Source organism: Actinoplanes oryzae, from assembly GCF_030757795.1.
Lineage (GTDB): Bacteria > Actinomycetota > Actinomycetes > Mycobacteriales > Micromonosporaceae > Actinoplanes.
On sequence record NZ_JAUQWH010000015.1, the window covers coordinates 39,728 to 57,963 of the forward strand.

At 73.2% G+C, this 18,236-nt stretch carries 18 protein-coding genes; 8 read left to right on the plus strand and 10 right to left on the minus strand.

All coding sequences use genetic code 11. The features are described from left to right. Window positions 1–414: 414 nt before the first annotated feature. Entirely contained in the window at window positions 415–1,257 is an 843-nt protein-coding gene (locus tag RBH18_RS07915) for a helix-turn-helix transcriptional regulator (RefSeq protein WP_306205300.1), read from the minus strand. A 101-nt stretch (window positions 1,258–1,358) separates the two neighbouring features. Between RBH18_RS07915 and RBH18_RS07920 the strand changes: the two genes are divergently transcribed. After that, window positions 1,359–2,432, plus strand: a complete 1,074-nt coding sequence (locus RBH18_RS07920; protein ID WP_306205301.1) for a Gfo/Idh/MocA family protein — start codon at window positions 1,359–1,361, stop codon at window positions 2,430–2,432. Window positions 2,433–2,483: 51 nt separating this feature from the next. Here RBH18_RS07920 and RBH18_RS07925 read toward each other — a convergent pair whose 3' ends face one another. Beyond that, window positions 2,484–3,761 (minus strand): N-acetylmuramoyl-L-alanine amidase, encoded by a 1,278-nt coding sequence (locus tag RBH18_RS07925; protein ID WP_306205302.1) that lies wholly within the window; start codon window positions 3,759–3,761, stop codon window positions 2,484–2,486. A gap of 79 nt (window positions 3,762–3,840) precedes the next feature. Then, a complete protein-coding gene (locus tag RBH18_RS07930) occupies window positions 3,841–4,227 on the minus strand; it encodes a hypothetical protein (protein WP_306205303.1) in 387 nt (128 codons plus the stop codon). Between the two features lie 190 nt (window positions 4,228–4,417). Between RBH18_RS07930 and RBH18_RS07935 the strand changes: the two genes are divergently transcribed. Continuing rightward, window positions 4,418–5,380, plus strand: coding sequence for a sensor histidine kinase (locus RBH18_RS07935; protein WP_306205304.1), 963 nt, complete (start codon window positions 4,418–4,420; stop codon window positions 5,378–5,380). Here the strand turns inward: RBH18_RS07935 and RBH18_RS07940 are convergent. Then, window positions 5,343–6,596 carry a DUF1501 domain-containing protein gene (locus tag RBH18_RS07940; RefSeq protein WP_306205305.1) on the minus strand — a complete coding sequence of 418 codons (1,254 nt, stop codon included), beginning with the start codon at window positions 6,594–6,596 and terminating at the stop codon, window positions 5,343–5,345. The two genes, RBH18_RS07935 and RBH18_RS07940, sit on opposite strands and share 38 nt — an antisense overlap. 2 nt (window positions 6,597–6,598) lie before the next feature. After that, the gene (locus RBH18_RS07945) at window positions 6,599–8,044 is read right to left on the minus strand and encodes a DUF1800 domain-containing protein (RefSeq protein ID WP_306205306.1); all 1,446 of its coding nucleotides are present in this window, start codon (window positions 8,042–8,044) and stop codon (window positions 6,599–6,601) included. 85 nt (window positions 8,045–8,129) lie between these two features. Between RBH18_RS07945 and RBH18_RS07950 the strand changes: the two genes are divergently transcribed. Next, complete coding sequence (locus RBH18_RS07950) at window positions 8,130–8,987, plus strand: spermidine synthase (protein WP_306205307.1); 858 nt, start codon at window positions 8,130–8,132, stop codon at window positions 8,985–8,987. 70 nt (window positions 8,988–9,057) lie between these two features. Beyond that, a complete protein-coding gene (locus RBH18_RS07955; protein ID WP_306205308.1) occupies window positions 9,058–10,068 on the plus strand; it encodes a translation initiation factor 2 in 1,011 nt (336 codons plus the stop codon). 27 nt (window positions 10,069–10,095) lie between these two features. On the opposite strand, the gene RBH18_RS07960 is transcribed toward RBH18_RS07955, so the two are convergent. Then, window positions 10,096–10,674, minus strand: a complete 579-nt coding sequence (locus RBH18_RS07960) for a TetR/AcrR family transcriptional regulator (protein ID WP_306205309.1) — start codon at window positions 10,672–10,674, stop codon at window positions 10,096–10,098. 88 nt (window positions 10,675–10,762) lie between these two features. Here RBH18_RS07960 and RBH18_RS07965 point away from each other — a divergent pair, with 88 nt between their 5' ends. Continuing rightward, on the plus strand, window positions 10,763–11,785 hold the full coding sequence (locus RBH18_RS07965; RefSeq protein WP_306205310.1) for an aldo/keto reductase: 1,023 nt from the start codon (window positions 10,763–10,765) through the stop codon (window positions 11,783–11,785). Window positions 11,786–11,818: 33 nt separating this feature from the next. On the opposite strand, the gene RBH18_RS07970 is transcribed toward RBH18_RS07965, so the two are convergent. Next, complete coding sequence (locus RBH18_RS07970) at window positions 11,819–12,199, minus strand: winged helix-turn-helix transcriptional regulator (protein WP_306205311.1); 381 nt, start codon at window positions 12,197–12,199, stop codon at window positions 11,819–11,821. Between the two features lie 92 nt (window positions 12,200–12,291). On the opposite strand from RBH18_RS07970, the gene RBH18_RS07975 reads away from it, so the two are divergent. After that, window positions 12,292–13,041: an SDR family NAD(P)-dependent oxidoreductase gene (locus RBH18_RS07975; RefSeq protein ID WP_306205312.1), complete on the plus strand. Its 750-nt coding sequence runs from the start codon at window positions 12,292–12,294 to the stop codon at window positions 13,039–13,041. A 58-nt stretch (window positions 13,042–13,099) separates the two neighbouring features. On the opposite strand, the gene RBH18_RS07980 is transcribed toward RBH18_RS07975, so the two are convergent. Together RBH18_RS07980 and malQ are read right to left on the minus strand one after the other, a co-directional pair. Next, window positions 13,100–13,279, minus strand: a complete 180-nt coding sequence (locus tag RBH18_RS07980) for an antitoxin (RefSeq protein ID WP_306205349.1) — start codon at window positions 13,277–13,279, stop codon at window positions 13,100–13,102. A gap of 69 nt (window positions 13,280–13,348) precedes the next feature. After that, complete coding sequence (malQ, locus tag RBH18_RS07985; RefSeq protein ID WP_306205313.1) at window positions 13,349–15,286, minus strand: 4-alpha-glucanotransferase; 1,938 nt, start codon at window positions 15,284–15,286, stop codon at window positions 13,349–13,351. Window positions 15,287–15,413: 127 nt separating this feature from the next. Here malQ and RBH18_RS07990 point away from each other — a divergent pair, with 127 nt between their 5' ends. After that, window positions 15,414–15,668: a hypothetical protein gene (locus RBH18_RS07990; RefSeq protein WP_306205314.1), complete on the plus strand. Its 255-nt coding sequence runs from the start codon at window positions 15,414–15,416 to the stop codon at window positions 15,666–15,668. A gap of 24 nt (window positions 15,669–15,692) precedes the next feature. Then, window positions 15,693–16,937, plus strand: a complete 1,245-nt coding sequence (locus RBH18_RS07995; RefSeq protein ID WP_306205315.1) for a chitosanase — start codon at window positions 15,693–15,695, stop codon at window positions 16,935–16,937. On the opposite strand, the gene RBH18_RS08000 is transcribed toward RBH18_RS07995, so the two are convergent. Further along, complete coding sequence (locus RBH18_RS08000) at window positions 16,934–18,184, minus strand: family 16 glycosylhydrolase (protein WP_306205316.1); 1,251 nt, start codon at window positions 18,182–18,184, stop codon at window positions 16,934–16,936. The genes RBH18_RS07995 and RBH18_RS08000 overlap by 4 nt on opposite strands. Between the last annotated feature and the right edge of the window lie 52 nt (window positions 18,185–18,236).

Sequence of the window (18,236 nt, forward strand, 5' to 3'; positions counted from 1 at the left end):
CCCGGCTACCGACGGATCCGGCCGTTGAAGGCATTCGGTGCTGGTTCCGATATGTCGCGTGGCACCGGGTTGTCGGATCGTTGACCGTACCGGTGCCCTCGTCTGTGGGCTCGGAGGCAGACCCCCACGGTGCGGTGGCCACTGGTGAGGGGGCGCGTTCGCTTCGCTCCGCGGTCGGTGGTCAGGGCGCTGAACCCGGTATCCCCTCGGTCGTCGGCCGCGAAGGCGAATAGCGGGCTGCCGGGGGTGCCGCCACTGAGCAGCAAGCCGGCGGCGAGCCGACCAAGGCTGGCGGCACCCCCGGCAGTCTGCTCGGCTGAGAGTGGCCGACGACCGAGGGGATACCGGGTTTCCCCATCCCCGAGGTTTGAAGGCCCCGCCGGAGGCTGCTCTTGACCCCCTCCCTGCCGCGCGTCAACGAGGCACCCGCTCCGAACCCCAACTCCGCACAAACGGCAGCACGCGCGCGGTGGAGGAGTCCGGCTCGCAGGTATAGACGATCAGCCGTTGATCGGGGGCATGGGGAAGGGCGACAGCCTCAATGGCGAACTCGAGGAGGCCGGCTGCCGGATGAACCAGGTGCTTGACGACCGAACTCCGGTCGGTGACGGTCTGATCGGTCCACCATTGCGAGACCTGGGCGGACCCGGCACGCAGATCCTCGATGAGGGTGGCGAGCTTCCGGTCGTGCGGGTGGCGGCCGGTCTCGTAGCGCAGGCCACCGACCGCGGCCCGGGCGAAGTCCTCCCAATTGACAATGCGCTCCCGGGCGACGGGCTCCAGCAGCAGCCACCGGACGAAGATGCGCCCCGGCAAGAACGACACCCCGAGAACCGCGTCGAGCAGAGCGTTCCGGGCCAGCACCTCCGACCGGCGCCCCAGCAGCAAACCCGGGACGTGGTCAAGAGCGGTCATGACCCGCAGCAACCCAGGCTCCGGCCGCTGCGGGCGGTCCGTGGCGGCGCGGCGGGGGGCGGGGCCGGCCAGGGCGCGGAGGTGCCGGCGCTCGTGCTCGTCGAGGCGCAGGGCGCGGGCGAGCGCATCGCAGATGTCGTCGCTCAGGGTGCTCTGCCGCCCCTGTTCGAGCCGGCTGTAATGGTCCGGGCTGATCCCGGCGAGCACGGCCAGCTCGTCCTTGCGCAGCCCCGGCACCCGGCGAACCCCCGGAAACGCGGTGATCCCCGCCTCCGCCGGGGTCAGCCGGTCGCGCCGGGAACGCAGGAACGACCCCAGCGCCGCATTGGGTGGATTCGGCACCCGGCCAGCCTAGGCATTCCCCGGCACGGGAGCCTGGTCATGGCGTGACCAGGCTCCGGTCGCTCTGGCTGCGGCGCCGGGACGGACCTTGGATGCAGGTCATGAGCAACGAACCACTTCAGGTCGGCATCATCGGCGCGGACACCCGGGCAAGCTGGTCCCAGGTGTCGCACGTGCCGGCCGTCCGAGCCCTCGACGGCTTCGCGCTGGCAGCGGTCGCCACCCGACGGGAGGAGAGCGCCCGCGAGGCCGCCGCGGCCTTCGGCGCCCGCACCTGGTACGCCGACCCGGCCGCCCTCATCCGCGACGACTCGATCGACATCGTCACGATCGCCGTCCGGGTCCCCGCCCACCACGACCTGGTCCTCGCCGCCCTCGAGGCCGGGAAGACCGTCTACTGCGAGGCGCCCCTCGGAGTGTCGCCCGAGCAGACCCGGGCCCTCGCGGCGGCAGCCGGCCCGGGGCGCCACCTCATCGGCCTGCAGGGGCGTCTCAACCCCGCCGTACGCCGGGCCGCGCAGGTGATCGCCGACGGCGGCATCGGCCGGCCGTTGCACGCCCGCATCGTGTCGACGTCCTCCGGGTTCGGGCCCGTGACAGCCTCGGCCTACGACTATTTCGAGCGGGCGGACGCCGGCGCCAACCTGGTCACCATCACGGCCGGGCACACGCTGGACATCGCGGAGGCCGTGCTCGGGGACCTCGCCGAGGTCGACGCGCGGGCCGCGACCATGTGGCCCCGGCCGGTCCTGGCCGACACCGGCGGGACGGCCGTCCGCGAGGTGCCCGATCACCTGGACGTGCTGGGCACGACCGCGGACGGGACCGTCCTGGCCGCGAGCGTTCTCGGCGGCGTGGCGCCCGAGGAGGCGACCTTCCGGTTCGAGCTGCGCGGCACCGAGGGGTGGCTCTCGCTCACCGGGGGCTCGCTCTACGGCGTGCAGGCCGGCGACCTCACCCTCACGTCGAGCGCCGCCTTCGAGGCGCCGGACGCGCCGGCGGCGAAGGGCATGGCGGCGGGGCCCGCCCTGAACGTCGCCGAGGCGTACGCGACCCTGCTCCGGCCCGGCCTCGCGGGCCCGGACTTCGCCCTCGCGGTGCACAACAGCGAGCTGACGGCCGCCGTCGCCCGCGCCGCCGCAACAGGGGAGCGGGTCACGAGGATTCACGGCTGAGCCGCCGGAACGCCTCGGCCGGGAAGGGCGACCGGCGGCGCAGCCCGGCTGTCAGGGGTCGAGGGTGACGTCGCGGGCCCGGACGTACATGAAGCGGTGGTGGAAGGAGATGCGGTAGTAGGTCTCGGCGCCCGCAATGACGGTGTGGTTGTAGGGGACGCCGGCGCCGTCGAAGCGGGCGTAGTAGATCTTGGCGCGGTCCCGATCGGCGAGCTGGTACCGCTGGCCGGCGGGGATCGCGTACAACGCGGTCGGAGCGGGCGGGGTCGCGGGGTTGCCCGCCGGCGCGCCCGCGGGCCACTCGCCCGGCTCGGGGAGGTTGGCGGGGAAGACGGGGATCGTGCCGGAGCGGGGTCTGACGGTCACACCGGCCGCCGGGCGGAGCACCTTGGTGGGCAGCCAGCCCTTCTGACCGCCGAACCAGATCGCCGTCCACCCTCCCCGGCGCTCGGCCACCGCGTACGTGCGCCCGGCCGCGGCCTTGTCGGACCAGTCCGCGATGTCGGTCGTCCCGCCGCCGAGGACCGGGTCGGTCAGCAGGGGCGCGTCGTCGCGCGGCTCGGTGCGCAGCAGCACGGTGCTCGACGGGCGGCGAGGCAGGTCCTGGCAGCCCGAGGCGGTGCAGGAGGTGAGGGCGGGCTGGTTGGTGGCGAAGCCGGGAGCGATGGTGACCAGGGCGCGGCCGGGCTCGGCGGCCGGCGCGTGCAGCAGCCGCATGAAGCGGTCCCAGTCCCAGTACGGGCCCGGGTCCGTGTGGGATTCCTCGAAGCGCTTCTGGTTGGCGACGTCGTCGTGGCCCAGGATGTGCTCGCGGTCGAGCGGGATGCGGTAGCGCGCGGCCAGGTAGCGGACCAGGGCGGCCGTGTTCTCGTACAGCGCGTCGGTGAACCAGGCGGTGCCCTCGGCGGCGTAGCCCTCCTGCTCGATGCCGATGGACTGCGCGTTGATCAGCGAGTTGCCGGCGTGCCAGGCGACGTCGCTGGTGCGCACCATCTGGGTGACGTGGCCGTCGGCGGAGCGGATCACGTAGTGCGCGGAGGTGTAGGCGGCCGGGTCCTGGAACCAGGCCAGCGTGCCGTCGTAGCTGCCCTCGGTGTCGTGCAGGACGATGTACTTGATCGGCAGTTGCTTCGACGGCCGGTCCGCCGGGTCGTAGTTGCCGTACGCGTTGGCGTCGGCGGGATTGTTCGACGCGTAGGCGGCGGGGACGAAGTCGCAGGCGAGCCGGGCGGGGCACTCGGGGGTGACCGCCGCGGACGCGGGCGCCGCGGGCAGGCCGACCGCCAGCGTCACCACGGCGGCGGCCGCCGCATGGAGAAGAAGTCTCACATCCGGCGACGTTAATGACGTTCGTCCGGAATCGGCCGGCCTGTGCACCGATGTCCGCGAGATCGGCGCGAACGTCCCCTCAGCCGGCGAGGGGCTCCGGGGGCGGGTCGTCGTCGATGGCGAAGAGCATGGGGTGGACGGCGAGGCGGTGGTCGCGTTCCCGGCAGCGCGCCGGGGGGAGCAGCGACGAGCCGTGCTCCGGGTGCTCGCCGCAGTGCCGCATCGCGCGGTTCACCGCGTCCTCGTGGTGGCGGCCGCCGCCGTACTCGCCGCAGGTCGTGCAGTCCCAGCGCCAGTAGGCGGGGCCCTCGTCGGACTCGTGGCGGCGGATGCGCAGGGGCGGTCCCGCCTTGTCGCGGGCGGCCGCCAGGATGGCGGGCATCTCCCCGGCGGACGGCGGGCCGGCCGGCCGTCTCGGGATCTGGCCGATGATCTCGGCCAGCATGCTGGTTCCGGTGCCCGGCATCTGCGCCCCTCCCGTTCACGCCGTGGAAAATCCGAGATCAAGTCTGAACCGGACGGCCCGGCGAGGACCGGTCGTTCGCGGATTCCGGGGCACGTATTCACCCGCAGTGGTGCAACCCTCGCGTACGGGCTGCGGTGCTGGTGGAACGCGGTGTTACCGTGGTCGATCGGCGGCACTGGGAGGTGGCTCGGTGGTCTTCGCCCACTCGGCGTTCCTCTACGACAGCGACGCGGCCTACGCCTCGGCGCTGGCCCTGTTCGCGCGCGAGGGGCTCGCCCGGGAGCAGTTCGTCGCGATGGCGGCCGCGCCAGGGCAGCTCGGGCTGGTGCGGGAGGCGCTCGGCGGCGACGCGCGGTCGGTGCGGTTCCTGCCCGCCGACGACTGGTACGCGCAACCCGTCCGCACGATCGCCGGCTGGGTCAAGCTGCTGCGCTCGGGGCAGGTTCGCGGCCGCACCACGCGGCTGATCGGCGAGACACCGTGGACGGGCGCCACCGCGGCGTGGACGCGTTACGAGGCGGCGCTCAACCGCGCGCTGTCCCGCTACGACGGCACCCTGCTGTGCCCGTACGACCGGCGCGCCCTGCCCCCGCACCTGCTCGACGTCGCGGACCGCACCCACCCGCGCGTGCACCACGGCGGCTGGCACGAGAGCACCCGCTACGAGCCCGCACGGGTGCTGACCGAGGTGCCGGACCAGCCGTGGCCGGTGTCGGGCGAGCCGGCGCTGGTCGCTCCCGTGCCGGACAGCGTGGCCGGGCTGCGCGCCACCGTGCGCGAGCGGGCGGCGCTCGGCGGCTGGCTGCCACCCGGCCGGGTCGACTACCTGGTGCTGGCCGTCTGCGAGCTCGCCACGAACAGTGTCCGGCACGGCGGCGCCGAGCGGGAGCTCACGATCTGGGTGCTGCCCGACGCGGTGGTGTGCGAGGTCACCGACACCGGCGGCACGGCACCCGACCCGTTCGCCGGCTATCTGCCGCCGGTGCCGGGCGTCTCGGGCGGCATGGGCCTCTGGCTCGTGCACCAGCTCTGCGACGGCCTGACCCTGCGGCGGGAGGGCGAGGTGACGAGTGCCCGCTTCGGCATGCTGCGGGCGGCCGCGAGCCCCGCACGGGTCACCGGGCGCGAACGACACCCAGCGTGCTCGGGCTGACGCCCGGGAAGACGCCGCCCAGGTCGCCCACGCCGCATCGGGCCCGCAGGATCTCGCCGATCACCGCGCGATAGTCGGTGGTCACCGCGAGGTCGCCGTCGACGAGGTTCGCCGGGGCGAGGCCGGGCCAGCGGCCGTGGACCTTGCCGCCGCGCACGCCACCGCCCAGCACGAGCATCGCGTTGCCGTAGCCGTGGTCCAGGCCGCCCGAGCCGTTCTGCCCCACGCGCCGCCCGAACTCGCTGATCGTGACCAGCGTGACCCGGCCCAGCCCGGCCGGGCCGAGGTCGGTGGCGAACGCGGCGAGGGCCGTGGCGAGATCGGTCAGGTGGTCGAACATCTTCTGGCCGGGGGCGGCGGCGCCGAGGTTCTCGTGCATGTCCCAGTCGCCGGAGTCGACGCAGGCGCTCATCAGGCCCACGTCGGCCTTGACCAGCCGCGCCACGTCGCGCAGGGCCCGGCCCAGCTCGGTGTCGGGGTAGGCGGCGCCGTTGGCGGGCCGGTATCCGGCCGCCTTCAGCGTGGCCGTGGTGGCGAGGGCGGCGGTGGTCATGCGGGTCGTCGTCGCGAGGGCGGCCGGCGCGTCGGCGTACAGGGAAGCCATGGTCTTCGCCATCGGGCGGGCGGGATCCTCGCCGGAGAGCGTGAAGTCGTCGACGGCGGTCAGGCCCAGATCGGGGGCGGGGCCGGCGAGGACGCGGGCGGGCATGGCGCTGCCCACCGAGACCGCGCCGAAGGGGTCCGTCGCGCCGAGCGAGCCCATCATCCGGTCCAGCCAGCCGGTGCGCACGCTGGTCCCGGGCGCGGCCCGCTCGAGCTCCTCCATGGCGGAGAAGTGCGACCGGTTCGGCGCGGGCTGCCCGGCGGCCTGCACGGCGCCCAGCACCCCCGATCGCCAGTACGGCAGCAGCGGCGCGAGCCCCGGGTGGAGCCCGAAGAACCCGTCCCCGCCGAGCAGCTTCGCCTTCGGCACGGCGATGTCCGGGCGCGCCGAGTAGTACGCGGGGTCGCCGGCCGGCACGATCGCGGACAGCCCGTCGAAGCCGCCGCGCAGCGACAGCAGCACGAACACGTCGCCGGTGTAGCCGGGCGACGCGTAGGCGAGCTGCGTGGCGAGCTGGTCGCCCACGAGCCCGGCGAACGCCCCGGCCGCGCCCGCCGCGAGCACCTTGCGCCGGCTGACCGGGCAGCCGCACACGTCCGTCAACTTGGTCACGGTCACCTCAGGCTGAAGTAGGGGCTGTTGAGGAGCAGGGCGGGCAGGTACGGGAAGGCCCAGCCGGCCGCCGCGTCGCTCGCCTTGAGCGGGCTCGCCGGGGACTTGCCGTAGAAGGCGGCCAGGGCCTCCCGGTGGGCGGGCGCGGGGGACCGCCCGACGAGCCGGGTGGCGACGGCGTCGATGAGGGCGCCGTACGTGGCTGGGAGCGTGCTGCCGGCGTACTCCTTGATCGGCGCGTCGGGCCGCACGAGCGTCGTGGGCCACCAGCCGGCGGCCACGTTGAGATGGGCGTTCCAGCGGATGACCTGGCCGGACGGGCTGGCCCAGGCGGCCGCCACGTCGGGGTAGCCGTTCGGCGGCGCCCACGCGAGCGGCGCCTGCCCCGCGGACTCGCAGATCCAGTAGAGCGCCTGCAGGCCCTTGACCCCGGCCTTGTCCGGGCCGAAGCCGAGCGTACGGACGGTCGCGACGACATCTTCGTACGGCGTCCGCGTCTTCGCCCCCGCGGACGCCCCGAACTCCGCCGACGTGAACAGCGCCCGCAGCACCGGGGCGATCGCCGACTTGTTGTCCAGGTAGACCTTGGTCAGCTTCGTCACCAGGCTCGCGGGCGGCTCGTCGGCCACGAACCGGACGCACAGCTTGGTGACGATCCGCTTCGCCGTGGCCGGGTGCACGGCCAGGTAGTCGAGCAGCGCCAGGGCGGCGGCCTCGCCCCCGGCCGCCGTGGCGTTCGCGTGCTTGAAGCCGAGCACCTGCACGGCGCCCGTGGCGTGCTGCGCCGCGTCGTAGCGGTACTTGCCGGTGTCCCAGCGCACGGTCAGCCCGGTGAGCAGCCGGGCGGCGTTCTTCACGTCGGACTCCGAGTAGCCCAGGCCGACGGTGTGCAGCTCCAGCAGTTCGCGGCCGTAGTTCTCGTTCGGCGCCGCGCGGGTGGAGAACCTGTTGTCGAGGTAGGTCAGCATGGCCGGATGCCGGGCGCTCGCCTTCAGCATGTCGGCGAAGCGGCCCAGCGCGTACGCCCGGACGACCGTCCTGTCGTAGTCGGGGCGGCTGTCCCACACGTCGCCGGAGGGGCACGTGACGTTGAGGTGGTTCGACCAGAACTCGGTCATGACCTCGAACAGCTGCCGTTCGCTCCACACCGCGCGGGCCACCGTGGCGTAGCCGGTCTCGAACATGGCGTCCCAGGCGTACTCCTGCAGGGCGCCCTTGCGGACCCGGGTGCGGATCGCGTCGACGGTCATCCCGCTCATGGGCAGCCGGGCCGCCAGGCCGTCCGCGACCGGATCGGGGATCGTGGCGGGCTTGAGCTGCCGGTCGAGCCACGCGGTGGCGCCGAGGCGGCGGATGTCGGCGACGGCTGCGGGGGTCGGACCGTACGTGGCCCGGCGCAGCAGATGCAGCAGCGGGTCGGCGGGCAGGAAGTCGGTGGTGGCCGTCACGCCCTGTCCTGTCGGCGGGCCGCTCCAAGATCATCGGGTTCCCCGGGCGCTGCTACCCGACCGCAACCCGACATACTTGTCCGTCATGGCTTCCTCGCGGCGTGCTTCCCCCGGACGGCGCTCGCAGGTCGTCGCCTCCGGCGTGGCCGACCTCGTGCCCGACGGCGACCGGCCCGGCGCCTGGACGCTGCTGCTCGACGGCGCCCCGCAGTCGCACGTCGACCTGGACGATCCGACGTACCTGGAGTTCGAGTACGTCCGGCGGATGAGCGCCGTGATCGACCTGGCCGCGCCGCCGGGAGCCCCGCTGCGGGTCCTGCACCTGGGCGGGGGCGCGCTGACGCTGCCCCGCTATGTCGCGGCGACGCGGCCCGGCTCCCCGCAGCGCGTCGTCGAGATCGACGGGCCGCTGGTCGAGCTGGTGCGCTCGGCCCTGCCCTGGGACCCGCGGGCCAAGCTGAAGGTCCGGGTCGGCGACGCGCGCGAGGCCGTCTCGGGCATGCGCGAGGCCGGATACGACCTCGTGGTGCTCGACGTCTTCGCCGGCGCGCGGACCCCGGCGCACCTGGCGTCGGCCGAGTTCATGGCGCAGGTGGCCCGGGTGCTCGCCCCGGCGGGACTGCTCGTGGCCAACGTCGCCGACGGGCCCCCGCTGACGTACGCGCGCACGCAGGTCGCCACCATCCGCACCGCGCTCCCGCAGGCCTGCCTCGTCGCCGACGCCGCGGTCCTGCGCGGGCGCCGCTTCGGCAACCTCGTCGTGGTCGCCGGCCGCACGCCGCCGCCGGTCGACCAGCTGAGCCGGCGCGCCGCGGGCGACTGGTTCCCCGGACGGGTCGAGACGGACCTCGACAGGTTCGCCGGAGGGCGCCCGCCGGCCCACGACGCGGACGCCGTCCCGTCGCCCGCACCGCCCGAGGGCCTCTTCAGCGGACGCGCCTGACCAGCACGAATCACATGAAATGATCGCCCAGTGGGTTGTCCGATCCCGCTGTGCAGGATTCAATCAGAGGATGGCCTACCCCACTGCCGCGGACGAACCCGCCGGTGCCCACGCACCCGACGTCTTCGGTCCGCTGCCGGAGGGTGAGCGGTCGCTGTGGCGCGGCCGGTCGGCCGTCGCGGAGTACGCGTTCGACCAGGCCGCCTCGCTGCCCCGGTGGACGCTGCCGGAGACCACCGAGGTGCTCGTCACCAACCACCGCATCGTCTATGCGCACACCTCCGACGACCTCGAGGTGCGCTCCAGCGAGATGTCCTGGGTCTTCCCGCAGCACATCCGGGTCCAGCCGGCCCGCACCGAGGACGGCCGCACCGCCGCCGTGGCCCAGCTCCAGCTCGTCTGCGGCGGGTCGGACGGCTCGTTCCCGGCCCTGGTCTTCGCGGGCGGCGACCTGACCGAGACCAGCGACGCCGACAAACTGGCCAACGTCGTCCGCCACGCCATCGCCCGCTACCGCGTCGACAACGCGAGCAAACTCGGCATCTCGGTCGAGGACGCCCGCGAGCTGGTCAAAAACCTCATCGGCCCCGAGTTCGCCGGCACGGACGGCGGCGAGGGCCAGACCGTCTCCCTGCTGGGAGCGCTCGCCGTGCCCCGCCAGGCGCAGGCCGCCGAGTCCGAGGAGCCTGAGCCCGGCCCGGTCTCCGCGCCGCCGGTGCTGGAGGGCGAGATCCTCGACCCGCTGCCCGACGCGGCCGTGGGCACGGCGGCCGTCCGCGCCCCCTACTCCTCCGCCGCCCAGCAGGCCCGCGCCCTGCGCGACGCGGCCGGCGAGGTCGCCACCTACGACTCCCACCCCGACCTCGCGGCGCGCGCCGCCAACGTGGCCGCCCGCCTGGCCGACCTCGTCGACGCGCACGACGACGATCTCGACGAGCCCGGGGACCAGGGGCCGGAGCTCACCGCCCGCGCCGAGCGCGTGCGCCGGGCGACCGCCCGCTTCGCCGCCAACTCGGCCCGCGGCAAGGCGACGGTCCGCCGCCCCGACCGCGAGCCGGACCCGCGCCCGCACGGCATCTGAGTCCGTACCCCGGGGCCTGCCCGCCCCTCAGCCCCGGCGCAGGCCGTCGACCAGCAGGGCGACCATCCGCCGGCCGTAACCGGGCTCCTCGTCCGGCAGCGGCGCGCACAGCTTCGCGACCGCGTAGAGCAGATCGCGCGGGGTGATCGTGGCGCGGATCTCCCCGCTCGCCGCCGCTCGGTCGAGCAGGGACTCCGCGGCCGGGGACAGCTTGGCCAGCAGATAGCCGGGCAGCCCCGCGAACGCCGGGTCGCCGGAGTGCAGCGCCGCGGCGAACCCCCGTTTCGTCGCGATCAGCGCGGCGAGCCGGTCCGCCCAGTGGGCGAGCGCGATGCCCGGCGGGTGCTCGGCGGCCAGCGCCGGGGCGGCGTCGGCGACGGCGTCGATCTCCCGCTCGATCACCGCCTTGATCAGGTCGGCCCGCTGCGGGAAGTGCCGGTAGAGCGTGCCGACGCCCACCCCGGCCAGGTCCGTGATCTCCTTCGCGGGCGCGTCGACGCCCGAGGTGCCGAAGACCGTCTTCGCGGCCTCCAGCAGCGACTCGACGTTGCGTCGCGCGTCGGTGCGCATCCGCCGTGGCCGCGGGTCCGCCGTGGTGTCCGGCACATCGCCTCCCCTTGCTGTTCCGGAAAGCCTTTCCGTATAGTTCCGGAAAGACATTCCACTTCAGCCACGATATCGCGGGGAGACCGCCATGCAGTACCGCACCCTGGGCCGGACCGGCATCAAGGTCAGTCCGTACGCGCTCGGCGCGCTCATGTTCGCGACCCAGGTGGGCAACCCGGACCCCGCGGACTCGATCCGGGTGATCCATAAGGCGCTCGACGCGGGCATCAACCTCATCGACACCTCGGACGCCTACGGCGACTCGGAGGAGGTCGTCGGCCGGGCCCTCCAGGGGCGCCGGGACACCGTCGTGCTCGCCACCAAGTTCGGCCGCCCGGCCGGCGCCGACCCCAACCGGCGCGGCACGTCCCGCCGCTGGATCATGACCGCGGTCGAGGGCTCGCTGCGCCGCCTCGGTACCGATCACATCGACCTCTACCAGGTGCACCAGCTCGACCCCGACACCGACATCGAGGAGACGCTCTCGGCGCTCACCGACCTGATCCGGGCCGGGAAGGTGCGCGCGATCGGCTCCGCCAACTCCCCGGCCGTCGACATCGCCGACACCCGGTGGGTCGCCGAGCGCCGCGGGCTGGAGCGCTTCCACACCGAGCAGCTGCCCTACTCGATCCTCAACCGCGGCGCGGAGAACGACGTGCTGCCGGCCGCCCAGCGCTACGGCCTCGGCACGCTGGTGTGGGGGCCGCTCGGCCAGGGCATGCTCACCGGTCGCGTCCGCCGGGGCGAGCCGAACGACCTGCGGCGCGCCCGGTTCTTCCGGCACCTGACCGATGAGCGCCGCATCGACGTCGTCGAGCAGCTGGTGCCTCTGGCGGCCGAGGCGGGCCTGCCGCTGACCCACCTCGCCATGGCCTTCACCGTCGCGCATCCGGGCGTGACCAGCACCCTGCTCGGCGCCCGCACCCTGGACCAGCTCGCCGACCTGCTGGCGGGCGTCGGCGTCGGCCTGACCGACGACGTCCTCGACCGGATCGACGAGATCGTCCCGCCCGGCACCGACGTCACCCGGCTCGACCAGGCCTACGTGCCGCCGTCCGTGACGACCCCGGCCCTGCGCCGCCGCCCGCCGGCCGATCGCAGCGCCGCCTGATCCCGGGCGGGCTGCCCGCGCCGCCGAAGGGGCTCAGCCGGCGTCGTAGGCGCGCTGGGCGCGGGTCAGCTCGTCGCCGTGGCTGCCGAACCAGCGGAAGAGGCCGGTCAGCGGCCCCGCCATGCTCGCCCCCAGCTCGGTCAGGCTGTACGTGACCTGGGGCGGCACCGTCGGCTTGGCGTCGCGGGCGACCAGGCCGGCGCGGACCATGGCCTTCAGCTTCTGGGCCAGCATCTTCTCGCTGATGCCGCCGAGCCTGTCGCGCAGCTCGGCGAAGCGGTGCGGGCCGGTGATCAGGGCCGCCATGATGAGGGTCGCCCAGCGGCTGGTGGCCTCGTCGAAGATGCCCCGGAGGGGACAGCCGTCGCCCTGCAGCAGCCGGAGGGCCGATGCGAGCTGCTCGGGTTCCGCCATGGACGCGAGCTTACAAAAAAGTGCGTACTACCTGAAGGGTAGTGACTCTCCTACGGTGATCGCACAGGTCACCATCGATCGGGAGAGACGTCATGAGCAGGCTTTCCACCCGCACCGCCATCGTCACCGGAGCCGCGAAGGGCATCGGCGCCGCCATCGCCAAGGCGCTGGGGTCCGAGGGTGCCGCCGTCGTCGTCAACTACCGCCAGGACGCGTCCGGCGCCGGCCGGGTGGTCCGGGAGATCACCGAGAAGGGGGGCCGCGCGGTCGCGGTCCAGGGCGACGTGTCGCAGAGCGCCGACGTCGAGCGGGTCTTCGCCGGCGCCCGCGACGCCTTCGGCCCCGTGACCGTGCTGGTGAACAACGCCGGCATCGCGACCTTTGAGCCGCTCACGGCGGCCACCGCGGAGACCCTCCGGGCCCAGGTGGACACCAATGTCCTCGGCCCGCTGCTGACCATGCAGGCGCTCGCCGCCCAGGAGGACATCGACGGCGCCTCGATCATCAACGTGTCGACCGCGGGCACCTTCTCGCTGCCTGCCTACGCGGGTGTCTACGCCGCCACGAAGAGCGCGCTCGAGGCGCTCACCGTCGTCGCGGCGAAGGAGCTGGGGCCGCGGGGGATCCGGGTCAACGCGATCGCGCCGAGCCCGACCGACACGGAGGGCGTACGGGCGATGGGCTGGATCGGCACGGACCTGGAGCGGGCCTCGATCGCGAACACCCCGCTGGGCCGCACGGGCACCCCGGACGACTACGGCCCGGTGGCCGCCTTCCTCGCCTCGGACGACGCCCGCTGGATCACCGGCGACGTCCTCCTCGCCTCCGGGGGCCAGCGGTAGGGGACACGGAACGGCCCGGCTGCGAACGGGTCGCAGCCGGGCCGGAAGCCGCGGCGGGTCACTCCTGGGTGTCGCCCGCGCCCGTCCGGGCCTGCGCCTGGTCGACGCCCTTGTCGATCTGGTCCGAGTACTTGTTGCCGGTGCGGTCGTCGACCTGGTCGCCGGCCTTGTCGATGCCCTGGTCGACCTGCTCGTCGTGCTTGTCGGCGAAGTCCTTGGCCTTGTCCATGAAGCCCATGGCGTCGTCCTCTCTCGTGACCTTCTCAGCAGACACCTCTCAGCTTCCCGGCTGGGAGCAGGCAAAACCTCAGGAGCGTGCCCCGAGCACCTGCGCCACGCGACGCATCCGCGGATCGTCGACGATCTGTTCCAGCGGGGTCTTCAGCGGCATCCGCCAGTTCGGGTACTCGTCGGTCGTCCCCGGCAGGTTGGGCTGGTCGAGTTCGCCCAGGACGTCGTAGAGCGCGGCGGTGACGAGCCGGGAGGGCGTGCGGGCCAGGAAGGCGTGCATCGCGACGATGATCTCGTCGGGGGTGCTGTCCGCGGTGATCAGGCCTTCCTCGGTGAGGCGGGCGAGGAGCTTGGCACGGTCCTTCTCCGCGTACGCCCGCTCCTCCTCCACCGGCCCGGCCAGCTGGCCCAGTTCGGCGCGCACCCGCACCTGCTCGCCGGCGAGGAAGCCGGCGGCGGTCGGCAGGTCGTGAGTGGAGATGGACGCGAGGGCGTTGCGGGGATAGTCCGCCGCGGGCAGATAGTTCTCGTCGGGGTCGTTCTCGTAGTCGCGGGTGAACCACAGCACGGCCGAGCCCAGCATGTTCATGCGCTCGAGCGTCTTGGTGACCACCGGCTGCACGGTGCCCAGGTCCTCGCCGATCACGACGGCGCCGGCGCGGGTGGCCTCCAGGGCCAGGATGCCGAGCATGGCCTCGGGGTCGTAGTGGACGTACGTGCCCTCGGCCGGACCCATGCCCGGCGGCACCCACCACAGTCGCCAGAGCCCCGCCACGTGGTCGACGCGCAGGCCGCCGGCGTGCCGGAAGATGCGGCGCAGCATGTCGCGGTAGGCGGCGTAGCCGGTCTCGATCAGCTGGTCGGGACGCCACGCGGCGAGCCCCCAGTCCTGCCCGAGCTGGTTGAAGGCGTCCGGCGGCGCGCCCGCGTGCACCCCGGCGGCGAGCACGTCCTGCAGCAGCCAGCCGTCGGCGCCGGACGGGTCGATGCCCACGGCGAGGTCGTGCACGATGCCGACCGGCATGCCCTGCTCGCGGGCGGCGTCGTTGGCGGCGTCGAGCTGCTGGTTCAGCAACTGCTGGAGCCACACGTGGAAGCCCACCCGCTCGTCCTTGCGGGCGGCGGCGACCTCGGGGGTGTCGGGGCGGCGCAGCTCGGCCGGCCACTCCTGCCAGTTGGCGCCGTGCCGCTCGGCGAGGACGCAGAACGTCGCGAAGTCGGTCAGGCCCGGGTCGGCGTCCAGGTCGACCTCGCCGGCCAGCGGCCAGAGCAGCTCCAGCGCCGCCCGCTTGGCCGCCCAGACCGCGCTGTAGTCGATCAGCCCGTCGGCGGTGGGCGCCGGCTTGAGGGCGTCGACGCGCGCCCGCAGCTCGTCGCCGGCCCGCGCGTACGCCTCGGTGTCGGCCACCCGCAGGTAGAGCGGGTTGGCGAAGCGCCGGCTCGACGGGGAGTAGGGCGAGGCCGGTACGGGCAGCGTGGGCGTGACCGCGTGCAGCGGGTTCAGCAGCACCAGCCCGGCGCCGTGGCTGTGCTCCACGAAGGTGCGCAGGTCGCCGAGGTCGCCCAGGCCCCACGACGCGGCCGAGCGCAGGCTGTAGAGCTGTAGCATCCAGCCCCACGTCTCGGGCGGCTCGGGCAGCTCGACGGGCACCACGACCAGCGTGACCTCCTGGCCGCCGGTGCGCAGCCGGTGCCAGCCCAGCGGGAGGTCGCCCGGGACGCCGGTGACCTCGCGGGTGGCGCCGTCCTCGAGCAGGATCTCGCCCGGCTCGGCGAGCTCCCGCGTGTCGCCCTGGCGCACGACGACCGTGCCCGGCAGCTGGTGGTGCTTGCGGGCCTCCTCGATGGCGGCCAGCTCCCGCTCGATCGCCGCCGGGTCGCTCGCGTCGACCCCGAGCAGGCCCAGCACGCCGATCACCGACTCGGCCGACACGTCCTTGCGCTCGCGGTGCCAGTCCTCGTACCAGGTCGCCACCCCGTGCGCCTCGGCCAGCGCCGTCAGCTGAGCGTCCACTGCACTCCCATCCCCCACGATCCGTTTGCCCGAAAGTCTGCACTACCCGTCCTGTACCGGAACGAACCTGGCGGCCTCGGCGGGCCCCTGCCGGGCGTACCTTGCGGTCCTCGGCCAGACTGGACACATGTCTGACGTGACGAAATGGTGGGCCCGACTGTCCGCGGCCGTGACGGGCGCGGTGCTGACGCTGGTGATCCCGGTGCACGCCTGGGCCGCGAGCACCGGCCTGGACACCGTCGCCGTCGAGGCGGCCAAGTCCCGTCGCCGGCGTGGCGGCTTCGGCTTCTTCCCGATCTTCGGCGGCATCTGCTGCCTGCTGGTGGTGGCCGCGATCGTCCTGGCCTTCGTGTTGATTTCCCGGAATCGCAAGCGTCGCTGAGGTCCGCCGCCTACCTTTCATAAGGTGGGAATCCGAGCAAAATCGGTCGCGCTGGTCGTCGGCGTCGCTGCAGTCTGCATGGTTCCGCTGGTCATCTCGGTGACCGCGGACGCCGCGCCTGATCTGTTGCTCACGCGCGACCGGCCCGTCCTGGCCAGCAGCACGCAGGGCGCCGGCGTGGCGGGACGGTTCGCCGTGGACGGTGACATGGCCACGACGTGGCTCAGCGGCTCACCGGCCGGCAGCCAGTGGCTGCGCGTCGACCTCGGCCGCGACCAGCGGATCACCCGCGTGCGCGTCGGCTGGGGGCCGGAGTTCGCCCGCTCGTACGCGGTGCAGGTCTCCGGCGACGGGGCGAACTGGACCGGTCTCTACAGCACCGGCGGCGGCGACGGGGGCACGGACGACTTGAAGAAGCTCTCCGGCACCGGGCGCTACCTGCGGGTGCTGGCGACGGAGCGGTCCGCCGGCGAGACCGGCTATGCGGTGCGGGACCTGCGGGCGTACGGGCCCGGGCCGGTCGCCCCGGCCACCGAGTCCGCGATCGGGACGTCGCTCGCGGTGCCGGCCGCCGCGGCGGGGCTCGCCCAGGCGGCGAAGAAGGAGCTGGCGTTCAAGCTCGTCTCCAGCGCCGAGAACTCGACCGTCGCCTGGCGCCGCCAGTTCGGCTACATCGAGGACATCGGGGACGGGCGCGGCTACACGGCCGGGATCGTCGGCTTCTGTTCCGGGACGTCCGACATGCTCGCGGTGGTCACCGAGTACACGCGCCGGAAGCCGAAGAACGTGCTGGCGCGGTACCTGCCGGCGCTGCGTACGGTGGATGGGTCGGACTCGCACGCGGGCCTGGACCCGGGCTTCCCGGCCGCGTGGCGCAAGGCCGCCCTCGACCCGGTCTTCCAGAAGACCCAGGAGGACGAGCGCGACCGGATGTACTTCAACCCCGCGGTGACCATGGCCGGCACGGACGGCCTGCGCGCGCTGGGGCAGTTCGCCTACTACGACGCCGCGGTCATGCACGGCGTCTCAGGGCTGCGCAGCATCCGCTCGGCGGCGCTGCGCAAGGCCAAGCCGCCGAAGCAGGGCGGCGACGAGATCAAGTGGCTCTCCGCCTTCCTCGACGCCCGCGTGGCGGAGATGAAGAAGGAGGAGGCCCACAGCGACGTCAGCCGGGTGCAGACAGCTCAGCGGGTGTTCCTCAAGGCCGGCAACCTCGATCTGAACACACCGCTGAGCTGGCGCGTCTACGGCGACTTGTTCCGGGCCTAGACCTTCGACCACTTCTGGTTCGAGGTGCCGCCGCAGTCCCACAGCTGGAGCTGGGCGCCGTTGTTCGCGTTCCAGTCCTTGATGTCGACGCACTTGTTGGCGGAGATGTTGACCAGGTCGCCGGCGCCCGAGAGGGTCCAGCGCTGCACCGGGTTGCCGTTGCAGGTGACGATCTGGATCGGCGTGCCGTTGGTCAGCGCGCCGCCCGCGGGGTCGAAGCACTTGCCCAGGGCCCGCAGCGTGCCGTCGGACTGGAACGTCCACTTCTGCGCGGTCGAGCCGTTGCAGTCCCACATCTGCAGCCGGGCGCCGTCGGTCGCGGTGCCGTTCGGGATGTCGATGCAGCGGCCGCTGAACGTGGACTTGAGCGCGTTGCCGGTGGTCGAGGGCGGCGGGGTGGTGCTGCCGCCGCCGTCATTGGTCCAGCCGGAGACGCGGACCCAGTCGACGAGCATGGTCTGCGGGAAGCTGGTGCTCGCGTCGGGGTTGCCCGGCCAGTTACCGCCCACGGCCACGTTCAGGATCATGAAGAAGTTGTGGTCGTACACCCACTGGTTGCCGTTGATCTTCGACGGGTCGACGCTGAAGTACTGCTGGCCGTCGAGGAACCACTTGATGAGGTTGGGGGACCACTCCACCGCGTACGTGTGGAAGGCGTCACCGAGCGGCGCGCCGTTGACCTTGTTGCCGCCGATGCCGCCCGCACCGGAGTAGCCCGGGCCGTGCACGGTGCCGTAGACCGTGTTGGGCTCCTTGCCGACGTTCTCCATGATGTCGATCTCGCCGGTGGTGGGCCAGCTGTTGCCGCCCAGCATCCAGAAGGCCGGCCAGATGCCCTGCCCCTTGGGGATCTTGATGCTGGCCTCGAACCGGCCGTAGGTCTGCGAGAACTTGTCGGCCGTCAGGATGCGGCCGGACGTGTACTGGCACGTGCCGTACCAGCACTGGGCGTTGTTCGGGTTCTCCTTGCGCGCGGTGATCGCGAGGTGGCCCTGGCCGTCCTGGTAGACGTTGCTCGTCGACGTCGTGTAGTTCTGCAGCTCGTTGTTGCCGAAGCCGCTGCCGCCGGTGTCGAACTTCCACTTCGAGCCGTCGACCGACGAGCCGGCCGCGCCGTTGAACTCGTCGGACCAGGTGATGCCGCCGATGGCCGCGTCGGCCGCGTCGTTGCGCGAGGCGGCGTAGAGGCCGCCGCCGAGAGTCACTGCGACGACTGCCGCAGCCAGGAACATGCGGGTTTTACGCATGGGGATGTTTCCTCCGGGGGAAGAGGACGGGGACTGCACAGAGTCTTTACAG

Excerpts from the sequence above, each read along its gene's own strand:
- RBH18_RS07920 (WP_306205301.1), top strand. The coding sequence starts at position 1,359 with ATGAGCAACGAACCACTTCAGGTCGGCATCATCGGCGCGGACACCCGG.
- RBH18_RS07930 (WP_306205303.1), bottom strand. The coding sequence starts at position 4,227 with ATGCCGGGCACCGGAACCAGCATGCTGGCCGAGATCATCGGCCAGATC.
- RBH18_RS07950 (WP_306205307.1), top strand. The coding sequence starts at position 8,130 with ATGGCTTCCTCGCGGCGTGCTTCCCCCGGACGGCGCTCGCAGGTCGTC.
- RBH18_RS07955 (WP_306205308.1), top strand. The coding sequence starts at position 9,058 with ATGGCCTACCCCACTGCCGCGGACGAACCCGCCGGTGCCCACGCACCC.
- RBH18_RS07965 (WP_306205310.1), top strand. The coding sequence starts at position 10,763 with ATGCAGTACCGCACCCTGGGCCGGACCGGCATCAAGGTCAGTCCGTAC.
- RBH18_RS07970 (WP_306205311.1), bottom strand. The coding sequence starts at position 12,199 with ATGGCGGAACCCGAGCAGCTCGCATCGGCCCTCCGGCTGCTGCAGGGC.
- RBH18_RS07975 (WP_306205312.1), top strand. The coding sequence starts at position 12,292 with ATGAGCAGGCTTTCCACCCGCACCGCCATCGTCACCGGAGCCGCGAAG.
- RBH18_RS07980 (WP_306205349.1), bottom strand. The coding sequence starts at position 13,279 with ATGGGCTTCATGGACAAGGCCAAGGACTTCGCCGACAAGCACGACGAG.
- RBH18_RS07990 (WP_306205314.1), top strand. The coding sequence starts at position 15,414 with ATGTCTGACGTGACGAAATGGTGGGCCCGACTGTCCGCGGCCGTGACG.
- RBH18_RS08000 (WP_306205316.1), bottom strand. The coding sequence starts at position 18,184 with ATGCGTAAAACCCGCATGTTCCTGGCTGCGGCAGTCGTCGCAGTGACT.